Origin of the sequence: Streptococcus oralis ATCC 49296 (assembly GCF_000185265.1) — a bacterium.
Classification (GTDB): Bacteria; Bacillota; Bacilli; order Lactobacillales; family Streptococcaceae; genus Streptococcus; species Streptococcus oralis_BC.
Window position 1 is genome coordinate 494332 of record NZ_GL622183.1, and the last position, 11829, is coordinate 506160.

Genomic DNA, 11829 nt, shown 5'->3' on the forward strand with positions numbered 1-11829 from the left:
CTAAAGCGCTAGATTTTTACGAATAAAGAAGTATGAAAGTAAATCCAAATTACCTCGGTCGCTTGTTTACTGAGAAAGAATTAACAGAAGAAGAACGGCAGATGGCTGAGAAACTTCCAGCAATGAGAAAAGAGAAAGGGAAACTGTTTTGTCAACGTTGTAATAGTAGTATTCTAGAAGAATGGCATTTGCCTATAGGCGCTTACTATTGTAGGGAGTGTTTATTGATGGAGAGAGTCAGGAGTGATCAAGCTTTATACTATTTTCCACAGGAGGATTTTCCTAAGCAAGACGTCCTCAAATGGCGTGGTCAGTTAACACCTTTTCAAGAAAAAGTTTCAGAGGGACTTCTTCAAGCGGTAGACAAGCAAGAGCCAACCTTGGTTCACGCTGTAACAGGAGCTGGAAAGACAGAGATGATTTATCAAGTTGTGGCTAAAGTGATTGATGAAGGTGGTGCAGTTTGTTTAGCCAGCCCTCGAATAGATGTTTGCTTGGAGTTATATAAGCGACTGCAGAATGACTTTGCTTGTGAGATAGCACTACTTCATGGTGAGTCAGAACCCTATTTTCGAACACCACTAGTTGTTGCAACGACTCATCAGCTGTTAAAATTTTATCATGCTTTTGATTTGCTGATAGTGGATGAAGTAGATGCCTTTCCTTATGTTGACAACTCTGTTCTTTACTATGCTGTAAACCAATGTGTAAAAGAGGAGGGGTTAAGGATATTTCTTACAGCAACTTCTACAGATGAGTTAGATAAGAAGGTTCGCACTGGAGAATTAAAACGATTGAGCTTGCCAAGACGATTTCATGGAAATCCATTGATTATTCCAAAGCCAGTTTGGTTATCAGACTTTAATCACTATATAGAAAAGAGTCAGTTGTCTCCAAAGTTAAAGTCCTACATTAAGAAGCAGAGAAGAACAAGTTATCCGTTGTTAATCTTTGCATCTGAGATTAAGAAAGGCGAGAAACTAAAAAAACTCTTGCAGGAACAGTTTCCAAATGAAAACATCGGCTTTGTGTCCTCTGTTACAGTAGATCGATTAGAGCAGGTACAAGCTTTTCGAGATGGGGAGTTGACAATCCTTATTAGTACGACAATCTTGGAGCGTGGAGTCACTTTTCCTTGTGTAGATGTCTTTGTAGTGGAAGCTAATCATCGTCTTTTTACTAAGTCTAGCTTAATCCAGATTGGTGGTCGTGTTGGCCGAAGTATGGATAGACCGACTGGTGAATTGCTCTTCTTTCATGATGGATTAAATGTTTCCATTAAAAAAGCAATCAAGGAAATTAAGCAGATGAACAAGGAGGCAGGTTTATGAACTGTTTATTATGTGGACAGACAATAAAGAGTGACTTGACATTTAGTCACCTCTTGCTGTTTAAGAATGAGAACAACTATCTTTGTTCAGATTGTGAGTCTACTTTTGAGAAGATTGGTGAGGACTATTGCCCGAACTGCATGAAAATAGATGTGTCAACAAAGTGTCAAGATTGTAAACTCTGGTGTAAAGAAGGGATTCAAGTTGATCATAGAGCGATTTTTATCTATAATCAAGCTATGAAAGACTTTTTTAGTCGATATAAGTTTGATGGAGATTTTCTACTTCGAAAGGTTTTTGCTCCTATTCTAGCTAATGAATTGAAAAAGTATGGAGACTATCAATTTGTTGTTATTCCCCTAAGTCCTGAAAGATTGCTTGAGAGGGGATTTAACCAGGTTGAAGGTTTGGTTGAGGCAGCAGGCTTTTCTTTTCAAGATTTACTAGGGAAAAGAGAAGAGACGGCTAGTTCTTCTAAGAATCGATCGGAACGATTAGCTACCGAAATTCCATTTTTTATAAAAACTGAAGACCCTCTTCCTAAGAAAATTTTGGTTATTGATGACATCTATACAACAGGGGCAACTGTGAATCGTGTGAAACGACTTTTGGAAGAAGCAGGTGCTTTGGATGTTAAAACTTTTTCCCTTGTAAGATGAGGAAAAAATTTGCAAAATGAAAATGAAAGCGTTATAATATAGTTAGAAAAACAAAAATGTTTAGAAAGAAGGTACTTATATGATTAAATATAGTATCCGTGGTGAAAACCTAGAAGTAACAGAAGCAATTCGTGATTATGTAGTTTCTAAACTCGAAAAGATCGAAAAGTATTTCCAACCTGAGCAGGAGTTGGATGCACGTGTGAACTTGAAAGTTTACCGTGAAAAAACAGCAAAGGTTGAGGTAACAATTCCACTTGGATCTATCACTCTTCGTGCTGAAGATATTTCTCAAGATATGTATGGTTCTATCGATCTTGTAACAGATAAAATTGAACGTCAGATTCGTAAAAATAAAACTAAAATCGAACGTAAGAATAAAAGTAAAGTTGCGACAAGTCAACTCTTTACAGATGCTCTAGTTGAGGATGTAAATGTTGTGCAACCAAAAGTCGTTCGTTCAAAACAAATTGATTTGAAGCCAATGGATTTAGAAGAAGCCCTTCTTCAAATGGATTTATTGGGACATGATTTCTTTATCTATGTAGATGTAGAAGATCAAACAACTAATGTTTTGTATCGCCGTGAAGATGGTGAAGTCGGTTTGTTAGAAGTAAAAGAATCATAAAATAGAATGTTTAAAGTGGTTTACACTGGTGTAAACCACTTTTGTATTGCAATATTATAAAAGGTATAAATGGGGGCAGTTATGAAAGACGTGGTGATTGTTTCTGCAGTACGAACTCCAATAGGCTCCTTTGGAGGAGGTTTGAAGAATGTTTCAGCTGTTGATTTGGGAGTGTTGGTTATTAAGAGTGCTTTGGAAAAAGCCAATGTCAAACCAGAGCTAGTAGATGAAGTGATTATGGGGAATGTACTAGGCGCAGGTTTAGGGCAAAACGTAGCTCGTCAAATGAGCATACACGCAGGACTCCCTGAATTTACACCAGCCTTTACTATCAACAAGGTTTGTGGTTCCGGTTTGAAGGCCGTGCAGTTGGCTGCTCAAGCGATTCGATGTGGCGATGCAGATATTATCGTAGCTGGTGGTGCAGAAAACATGAGTCAGGCTCCATACGTTTTGCCAAGTTTCCGTTGGGGTGGCCGTATGGGAGATTCGAAAGTGGTAGATACCATGATTAAGGACGGTTTGTCTGATGCCTTTAACGAATACCATATGGGAATTACAGCTGAAAATGTGGCTGAAGAATATGGCATCAGTCGAGAAGAGCAAGATGCTCTTGCTTTAGAGTCACAAAAACGAGCAGTTGCAGCTATAGAATCTGGACGCTTTAAAGAAGAGATTGTGCCAGTTGTCATTCCTCAACGCAAAGGCGATCCTATCGTTTTCGATACAGATGAATATCCTAGAAAAGATGCTAGCTTAGAGAGCCTGTCTAAGCTAGGTCCGGTTTTCAAAAAAGACGGTTCTGTCACAGCGGGAAATGCTTCAGGAATCAATGACGGGGCAGCCGCTGTCTTGATGATGAGTGCTGAAAAAGCTGAAGAATTAGGACTTTCAGTGATTGCCCACATTCGTTCGTATGCAAGTGCAGGTTTGGATCCTAAGATGATGGGATGTGGACCGATTTATGCGACTCGCAAGGCTCTTGAAAAAGGCAATTTGACAGTCGAAGATCTCGACTTGATTGAGTCAAATGAAGCTTTTGCTGCCCAGGCTTGTGCAGTTGGTAAAACACTTGGTTTCAACACAGATATTGTCAACGTCAATGGTGGCGCCATTGCTCTTGGTCACCCAATTGGGGCTTCCGGTTGCCGTATCCTAGTAACGCTGCTACATGAGATGATGAAACGTGATGCTAAAACTGGCTTAGCAACTCTCTGTATCGGAGGAGGGATGGGGACTGCCCTTATCGTGGAACGTTAGGTGTTAGTGATCTGAACACGTGGGTAGGAGGGTGATGATTCCCTCCTCTTTTTGTGTCTGAAGTTAGAGAAATCAATCATGAAAGAAAGGCTTGCATCTTTTAAAAGGTCGCTTTTTAAGGGTTTTTGTGATATAATAATGCGCAAGAGGTTTAGAATGAAAAAAAATAATTTAATCCCGTTTTCTGCAGTCTTGCTAGGACTTGCAACTTTCGGAATCTTAACTTTGCTGATTATTTTTTCACATAATCTTGCTGTAACAATCACTGTTTTGTTTTTATTTGTACTGCTTTATTTGCTTTTATTCGTTTGGCAAAAAAAACAGTATGAAAAGAGCGAAATTGAACAAATCCAATATGTAAATCACCAAGCCGAAAATAGCTTGAGTACTTTGCTTGATCAAATGCCGGTGGGAGTCCTGAAATTAGACTTATCAAGCGGAGAAGTGGAATGGTTTAATCCCTATGCTGAGCTGATTTTAACTACTGAAGAAGGGGAAATTGATGTTGAGTTAATTCAAACCATCATCAAGGCTTCTGTTGGGAATCCAGGTTCGTATGCTACCTTGGGCGAAACACGATATGCTGTCCATATGGACAAGGCTTCAGGTGTTTTGTATTTCTTTGATGTTTCTGGAGAGTACGAAGCAACTGTTGAATTGGTAACTAGTCGTCCAGTCATTGGAGTCATCTCGGTAGATAACTATGATGATTTGGAGGATGCGACATCTGACTCAGATATCAGTCATATCAATAGTTTTGTAGCCAATTTTGTTTCAGAATTTGCTAGTAAGTATGCTATGTTTTCTCGCCGTGTGGGGATGGATCGTTTTTATGTATTCACAGATTACACGGTACTAGAGGAATTGATGAATGATAAATTCTCCGTTATTGATACTTTCCGAGAAGAATCAAAACAGAGGCATCTACCCCTAACCTTAAGTATGGGATTTTCTTATGGTGATGGAAACCATGAAGAGATAGGGAAAATTGCCTTGCTCAACTTGAACTTAGCAGAAGTTCGCGGTGGTGATCAGGTGGTGGTCAAGGAAAATAACGAAACCAAGAATCCTGTCTACTTTGGTGGAGGAACTGCTGCATCTATCAAACGTACTCGTACACGTACCAGAGCCATGATGACAGCCATTTCTGATAAGATTCGAAGTGTTGACCAAGTTTTTGTAGTCGGTCATAAAAATCTAGATATGGATGCTTTGGGATCTGCTGTTGGTATGCAGTTGTTTGCAAGTAATATTATTGAGAACAGTTATGCTGTCTATGATGCAGACCATATGCCAGCAGATATCGAACGTGCTATTCAGTTCTTGAAGAAGGAAGATGTCACGAAACTTTTATCTCTTACAGATGCGATGAAGTTAGTTACAAACCGTTCATTATTGATTCTGGTGGATCATTCCAAGACGGCTTTGACTTTGTCAAAAGATTTTTATGATTTGTTCACTCAAACTATTGTTATTGACCATCATAGACGTGATCAGGATTTCCCTGAAAATGCAGTCATCACCTATATTGAAAGTGGGGCAAGTAGTGCCAGTGAGTTGGTCACAGAATTGATTCAGTTCCAAAATTCTAAGAAAAATCGTTTGAGTCGTATGCAGGCCAGTGTTTTGATGGCTGGTATGATGCTGGATACCAAGAATTTCACATCTCGCGTGACGAGCCGAACCTTTGATGTGGCTAGCTATCTGAGAACACGGGGAAGTGACAGTATTGCTATTCAGGAGATTGCTGCGACAGATTTTGAAGAGTACCGTGAGGTAAATGAACTCATTTTACAAGGTCGTAAGTTAGGTTCAGATATCTTGATTGCCCGAGCTAAGGACTCAATGTCTTATGACACAGTTGTTATCAGTAAGGCTGCCGATGCTATGCTGGCTATGTCAGGTATTGAAGCCAGCTTCGTTCTAGCAAAAAATACACAAGGATTTATCTCTATCTCAGCTCGAAGTCGTAGTAAAATCAATGTGCAACGCATTATGGAAGAGTTGGGTGGCGGTGGTCACTTTAATCTAGCTGCCGCGCAAATCGAGGATATGAGTTTGTCGGAAGCAGGAGAAAAATTGACTCAACTAATCTTGGAAGAACTAAAGGAAAAGGAGAAAGAAGAATGAAAGTAATCTTTTTAGCAGATGTTAAAGGAAAAGGGAAGAAAGGCGAAATTAAGGAAGTACCAACTGGCTACGCTCAAAACTTCCTGATTAAAAAGAATTTGGCCAAGGAAGCGACTGCTCAAGCAGTGGGTGAGTTGCGTGGAAAACAAAAATCTGAAGAAAAGGCTCATGCAGAGATGATTGCTGAAGCAAAGGCTATCAAGTCCAAGCTAGAAGCTGAAGAAACTGTTGTAGAGTTTGTTGAAAAGGTTGGACCAGATGGCCGTACATTTGGTTCCATCACTAACAAGAAAATTGCAGAAGAATTGCAAAAGCAGTTTGGTATTAAGATTGATAAACGCAATATTCAAGTGCAAGCACCAATTCGAGCAGTAGGTTTGATTGATGTACCAGTGAAGATCTATCAAGATGTTACAAGTGTCATCAATCTTCGTGTAAAAGAAGGTTAAGTTTACAACTTCTTGACAAGATTGTAAAAGGAAGGAAAGTCGGATGGCAGAAGTAGAGGAACTGCGAGTTCAACCTCAGGATATTTTAGCAGAACAATCTGTTCTTGGGGCTATTTTTATAGATGAGAGTAAGCTCGTTTTTGTCCGAGAATATATTGATTCTCGCGACTTCTTTAAGTATGCTCATCGGTTGATTTTCCAAGCGATGGTAGATTTGTCGGATCGTGGGGGAGCGATTGATGCGACGACGGTTCGAACGATTTTGGATAGCCAAGGCGATCTCCAAAATATTGGTGGCTTGTCCTATCTTGTTGAAATCGTCAACTCGGTACCAACTTCAGCTAATGCGGAATATTATGCTAAAATTGTAGCGGAAAAGGCTATGCTACGTCGCTTGATTTCCAAGTTGACAGAGTCTGTCAACCAAGCTTATGAGGCTTCTAAGCCTGCAGATGAAATCATCGCTCAGGCTGAGAAGGGACTCATTGATGTCAGTGAAAACGCCAATCGTAGTGGTTTCAAGAATATTCGAGATATTCTGAATATCAACTTTGGGAACCTAGAAGTTCGGTCACAACAAACTACGGATATCACTGGTATTGCAACGGGCTACCGTGATTTGGATCATATGACGACAGGTCTCCATGAGGAGGAATTAATTATTCTAGCGGCGCGACCAGCGGTTGGTAAGACAGCCTTTGCTTTAAACATTGCGCAGAACATCGGGACTAAGTTGGACAAGACGGTTGCCATCTTTTCACTGGAAATGGGTGCGGAAAGTCTAGTAGACCGTATGTTGGCGGCCGAAGGATTAGTGGAGTCCCATTCTATCCGTACAGGTCAATTGACTGATGAGGAGTGGCAAAAGTATACCATTGCTCAAGGGAACCTAGCCAACGCGAGTATCTATATCGATGATACACCAGGGATTCGGATCACGGAAATTCGTTCGCGTTCACGTAAATTGGCTCAAGAAACAGGCAATCTAGGCTTGATTTTGATCGACTACCTACAGCTTATCACAGGGACTGGTCGTGAGAACCGCCAACAAGAAGTATCTGAAATTTCTCGTCAGTTGAAAATTCTAGCCAAGGAATTAAAGGTTCCAGTTATTGCTCTTAGTCAGCTATCTCGTGGAGTGGAACAGCGTCAGGATAAGAGACCAGTCTTGTCTGATATTCGTGAATCGGGTTCTATCGAGCAGGATGCGGATATCGTAGCCTTTCTATACCGTGACGACTACTACGATCGTGCGGGTGAAGAAGAGGAAGGAATTCCAAATAACAAGGTTGAGGTTATCATCGAGAAAAACCGTAGTGGAGCTCGTGGAACAGTGGAATTGATTTTCCAAAAAGAATACAATAAATTTTCAAGTATCTCAAAGAGGGAGGCATAAAATGTCAGATGCATTTACAGATGTAGCCAAGATGAAAAAAATCAAAGAAGAGATCAAGGCGCATGAGGGACAAGTCGTTGAAATGACTTTGGAGAATGGCCGTAAGCGCCAAAAAAATAGATTGGGTAAGCTAATTGAGGTGTATCCATCTCTATTTATCGTTGAATTTGGGGATGTTGAAGGAGACAAACAAGCCAATGTCTATGTTGAATCCTTCACCTACTCAGATATCTTGACAGAAAAGAATTTGATTCGCTATCTAGACTAAGAATCCTAAAATGAAGTGAGCTTTGCTCACTTTTTTCTTTTTCTCCCGAATAGTATAAACGAGGGTAACCTCGGAAATTTATATCATTAAGGAGAATGAATGACGTTTTTAAAATCAGGAGTTAAGAAGAGTAGATGTACTCAGTTGAGTGTAGGGCTGGCTACTTTGTTTGTTACAAGTACCTTTTTGTTGGGTGGGGAATTGGCTCATGCCGCCAGTGTAGCGCGTGGAGATGATTATCCGCTTCACTACAAAAATGGTAGTGTTGAAATCGATCAGTGGCGGATGTATTCTCGCCAGTGTACCTCTTTTGCGGCCTTTCGTTTGAGTAGTGTAAATGGCTTTGAGATTCCTCCTGCCTATGGAAATGCAAATGAATGGGGACATCGTGCAAGGCGAGAAGGCTACCGTGTGGATACTAAGCCAGAAGTTGGGGCTATTGCTTGGTCGACAGAAGGTTATTATGGGCACGTGGCCTGGGTATCAAATGTATCAGGGGATACGATTGAGATTGAAGAGTATAACTATGGGGTTCGAGAAAAGTATAACCGTCGAAAAGTCAAGGCTAGTTCGATGACAGGTTTTATTCATTTCAGGGATTTATCTACTAGTCATAGTGCAGGTGAGAATGCTCGTAGCTCAGAGCTTCCGTCTAGTGGGACAATAGTATTCACGGGGAAATCGCCTATTATGGACCAACCGTCAAGTACAGGACAGGTTATTAACTACTATTATGCTGGTGAGAGTGTAAGCTATGACCAGGTTATTGAAAAGGACGGTTATAAGTGGCTCGGTTATCTATCCTACAGTGGTGCTAGAAGATATGTGCAGTATACAAAGTTAAGCAATACAGAGAAAGGCTGGAAAAAAGAAGGAGGGAGTTGGTATTACCGAGAGAATGGTAAGCTGGCGACAGGATGGAAAAAAGTTAATGGCAATTGGTATCATTTAAAAGAGAATGGGGCCATGTCAACTGGCTGGATTAAGGATGACTCTCACTGGTATTATCTAAAGGCTTCAGGTGAGATGCAGACGGGCTGGCTTAAAGATAAGGGAACTTGGTATTACTTAGAGGAATCTGGCCGGATGAAAGCTAGTCAATGGTTCCAAGTCTCGGGTAAACATTACTATGTCGATGCTTCGGGAGCCTTAGCTGTTAATACGATTATTGATGGCTACAGACTAGACAGTGATGGGGTAAGGATAGGAAGTGTTTCTTAAACATCATACAAGCTTTCTTCTTGTTCATAAAATTTTAAAATGGATATCGAATTAGTTGACGTTCTTTAAATAGTATAATATAATAACATTAAAAACTATAAAAGGGGCTTTGTCTAATGGACAAGAAGAAAGTTATTTTAACAAGTTTAGCAAGTGCAGCTGTATTGGGTGCTAGTGTACTCGTTTCACAGCCTTCAGTAGTTAAGGCAGATGAAGGGAAAGCAGAAGAGCAGGCAGTTGCTCCTGCACAACCACAAGCTGGAACAGAAGGGGAGAGCGGTGCTCAAACTGAAAAGGGATCAGAAAACGCTAGTCCAGCTAATCCTGGTGCGACAAATCCAGTTAAGATGACCAAAGAAGAGTTGATGAAGGCTTTGGATGAACTTGAGGAACAGGCTATTAGTGATATTAAGGATAAGGAAGCGATTGAGGACAAAGAGGATGCAACTGAAGCTGTGAAGGAATATATCGGTAAGATGTATATTTCAGATACTCTTGAGTCTGGAGAGCTTAGCTTAGATAATATCATCGCTGAATTGCCAGAAGGTGCAGAAGATAAGGCTGTGGTAACAGGTCCTGAAGTTCAAACTAATAAAAAATTATCTACTGAGGAGAAGGCTCTACTAGACCAGGCTGAAAAAGATGCCAAAGAACAAGTTTCTCAAGCGACTGATGCCCTGGTTCAAGCCCTAGAATCTCTTGAAAATGCTGTAATTGAAGATATTAAAAAAGACGCTTCAATCACCAATAAAGAAGCGGCTATCAAAGAAGCCAAAGAAGAGATTGGTAAAGAAGATCTTTTGAAGGCTATCGCAGATGAGAATTTGGAGATTGGGGATGTTATTGTAGACTGGCCAGCAGATACGAGCGAGCACAAAACAGTAGCTGAACCTGTATCAGAATTCACAGATGAAGACCAAGCTAAGTTAGACGAAGCTGATAAAGAGGCTCAGGTTGATGCAGCAAAAGTTCGCTCAGAATTGCTTTCAACGCTTGAAGGTATCGAAAAATCAACTATCGATGACATCAACAAAGATGCTACTATCACTGATAAGGAAGCGGCGATTAAGGCGGCTAAAGAAGTGATTGGCAAGGACGGCATCTTGAAAGCTATCGAAGAAGGTGACATTGATGCCTCAGACTTGTTAGATGATTTCTTGGCAGAGGATAGCGATCAGGTAAGCCCAGCTGAATCGAAGACTCAATCACAGCTTTCTAGCCAAGACCAAGCTAAACTCACTGCAGCAGATAAGGAAGCAGCCGAGGTGGCTAAGAAAGAGGAAGAAGCTAAGAAGGCGGCAGAAGAAAAAGCCCACAGCGAATTGTTGACAACCCTTGAGGGTATCGAAAAATCAACCATCGATGACATCAACAAGGATGCCACTATCACTGATAAGGAAGCAGCGATTAAGGCAGCTAAAGAAGTGATTGGCAAGGACGGCATCTTGAAAGCTATCGAAGAAGGCGATATTGATGCCTCAGACTTATTGGCAGATTTCTTGGCAGAAGACAGTGATCAGGTGACACCGGCCGAAGCAAAAACTCAATCTCAACTTTCAAGCCAAGACCAAGCTAAACTTGCTGCAGCGGACAAGGAAGCTGCGGAAGAAAATAGTAATGCGAAAAAACTTGAGCTAAGTAAATTAGAAGAGCAAGTTGCTAAGATTAAAGCGCAATTATCAAGTTTACAAGTTTCTGGTGACAAGAATAGTCAAGTCAAAGACTTGCAACAAGCTTTAGCAGACTATGAGGATGCTATTAAGACTCTAAGCAGTGTCATGTCGGCTGTTCTTGAAATTGAAGACTTTAAAGGTGGGGTGAACGCAGTAGAAGCTGCAACTGCAGAGTTGCCAGAATACAACAAAGGTGCAAATGCGGTAGAAGCTGCTGTAAATGAACTCCCAGCCTATGGCGAAAGTGGCGCTCCAGCCGTAGCGAATGTTCCAGCTTATGGAGAAAGTGGTTCCCCAGCCGTAGCGAATGTTCCAGTTTATGGAGAAAGCGGTGCTCCGGCAGTAGCGAATGTCCCAGTTTATGGAGAAAACGGTGCTCCAGCAGTAGCGAATGTCCCAGTTTATGGAGAAAGCGGTGCTCCGGCAGTAGCGAATGTTCCAGTTTATGGAGAAAGCGGTGCCCCAGCAGTAGCCAATATTCCAGCCTACGCTGAAAAGATTGAACCAGCAGCAAACGAAGTTCCAGAATACACTGGCAGTGTAGCTCCTTTGGCTACAAGCCCTACTCTTGGAACTGAACAAGATCGTACCTACAAAGCGCCTGCAGCAACGGATGAACAACTCCTTCCAAATACAGGAAGCCAAGATGCTTCAGCAGTTGCATCGCTAGGATTTATTGGTCTCCTTCTTGGTTTGCTACCATTTGCAAAGAGAAAATTGAACAAATAAATCGCATAAAATCAATAAAAGAAAAGGATTTGAATGGTCCTTTTCTTTTTTATGGTGAAATAGGGACAAGTCCACGTTTTTCAGC

General features: G+C 41.1%; 10 protein-coding genes. All 10 read left to right on the forward strand.

Translation table 11 applies throughout. The features are described from left to right. The first annotated feature begins 32 nt into the window (after nt 1-32). Nucleotides 33-1331 carry a DEAD/DEAH box helicase gene (locus HMPREF8578_RS04720; protein ID WP_000867708.1) on the forward strand — a complete coding sequence of 433 codons (1299 nt, stop codon included), beginning with the start codon at nt 33-35 and terminating at the stop codon, nt 1329-1331. Then, nucleotides 1328-1990: a ComF family protein gene (locus HMPREF8578_RS04725; RefSeq protein WP_000995714.1), complete on the forward strand. Its 663-nt coding sequence runs from the start codon at nt 1328-1330 to the stop codon at nt 1988-1990. The genes HMPREF8578_RS04720 and HMPREF8578_RS04725 overlap by 4 nt, the downstream gene beginning before the upstream one ends. Before the next feature lie 79 nt (nt 1991-2069). Continuing rightward, nucleotides 2070-2618 (forward strand): ribosome hibernation-promoting factor, HPF/YfiA family, encoded by a 549-nt coding sequence (gene hpf / locus HMPREF8578_RS04730; protein ID WP_000599115.1) that lies wholly within the window; start codon nt 2070-2072, stop codon nt 2616-2618. An 81-nt stretch (nt 2619-2699) separates the two neighbouring features. Further along, a complete protein-coding gene (locus tag HMPREF8578_RS04735; protein ID WP_000656053.1) occupies nt 2700-3878 on the forward strand; it encodes an acetyl-CoA C-acetyltransferase in 1179 nt (392 codons plus the stop codon). A gap of 156 nt (nt 3879-4034) precedes the next feature. Continuing rightward, nucleotides 4035-6008 (forward strand): DHH family phosphoesterase, encoded by a 1974-nt coding sequence (locus HMPREF8578_RS04740; protein WP_000739978.1) that lies wholly within the window; start codon nt 4035-4037, stop codon nt 6006-6008. After that, nucleotides 6005-6457, forward strand: coding sequence for a 50S ribosomal protein L9 (gene rplI, locus HMPREF8578_RS04745; RefSeq protein WP_000864217.1), 453 nt, complete (start codon nt 6005-6007; stop codon nt 6455-6457). Before HMPREF8578_RS04740 ends, rplI begins: the two co-directional genes overlap by 4 nt. Nucleotides 6458-6500: 43 nt before the next feature. Then, the gene (gene dnaB, locus HMPREF8578_RS04750; protein WP_000852480.1) at nt 6501-7853 is read left to right on the forward strand and encodes a replicative DNA helicase; all 1353 of its coding nucleotides are present in this window, start codon (nt 6501-6503) and stop codon (nt 7851-7853) included. Nucleotide 7854: 1 nt separating this feature from the next. Next, the gene (locus HMPREF8578_RS04755; protein WP_001278165.1) at nt 7855-8121 is read left to right on the forward strand and encodes a Veg family protein; all 267 of its coding nucleotides are present in this window, start codon (nt 7855-7857) and stop codon (nt 8119-8121) included. 99 nt (nt 8122-8220) lie between these two features. Then, nucleotides 8221-9342 carry a CHAP domain-containing protein gene (locus HMPREF8578_RS04760; RefSeq protein WP_000143408.1) on the forward strand — a complete coding sequence of 374 codons (1122 nt, stop codon included), beginning with the start codon at nt 8221-8223 and terminating at the stop codon, nt 9340-9342. Between the two features lie 116 nt (nt 9343-9458). Next, on the forward strand, nt 9459-11744 hold the full coding sequence (locus HMPREF8578_RS04765) for an SIALI-17 repeat-containing surface protein (protein ID WP_000358513.1): 2286 nt from the start codon (nt 9459-9461) through the stop codon (nt 11742-11744). The last annotated feature ends 85 nt before the right edge of the window (nt 11745-11829 follow it).

Excerpts from the sequence above, each read along its gene's own strand:
- HMPREF8578_RS04760 (WP_000143408.1), top strand. The coding sequence starts at position 8,221 with ATGACGTTTTTAAAATCAGGAGTTAAGAAGAGTAGATGTACTCAGTTG.
- HMPREF8578_RS04740 (WP_000739978.1), top strand. The coding sequence starts at position 4,035 with ATGAAAAAAAATAATTTAATCCCGTTTTCTGCAGTCTTGCTAGGACTT.
- dnaB (WP_000852480.1), top strand. The coding sequence starts at position 6,501 with ATGGCAGAAGTAGAGGAACTGCGAGTTCAACCTCAGGATATTTTAGCA.
- hpf (WP_000599115.1), top strand. The coding sequence starts at position 2,070 with ATGATTAAATATAGTATCCGTGGTGAAAACCTAGAAGTAACAGAAGCA.
- HMPREF8578_RS04735 (WP_000656053.1), top strand. The coding sequence starts at position 2,700 with ATGAAAGACGTGGTGATTGTTTCTGCAGTACGAACTCCAATAGGCTCC.
- HMPREF8578_RS04720 (WP_000867708.1), top strand. The coding sequence starts at position 33 with ATGAAAGTAAATCCAAATTACCTCGGTCGCTTGTTTACTGAGAAAGAA.
- HMPREF8578_RS04755 (WP_001278165.1), top strand. The coding sequence starts at position 7,855 with ATGTCAGATGCATTTACAGATGTAGCCAAGATGAAAAAAATCAAAGAA.
- HMPREF8578_RS04765 (WP_000358513.1), top strand. The coding sequence starts at position 9,459 with ATGGACAAGAAGAAAGTTATTTTAACAAGTTTAGCAAGTGCAGCTGTA.
- HMPREF8578_RS04725 (WP_000995714.1), top strand. The coding sequence starts at position 1,328 with ATGAACTGTTTATTATGTGGACAGACAATAAAGAGTGACTTGACATTT.
- rplI (WP_000864217.1), top strand. The coding sequence starts at position 6,005 with ATGAAAGTAATCTTTTTAGCAGATGTTAAAGGAAAAGGGAAGAAAGGC.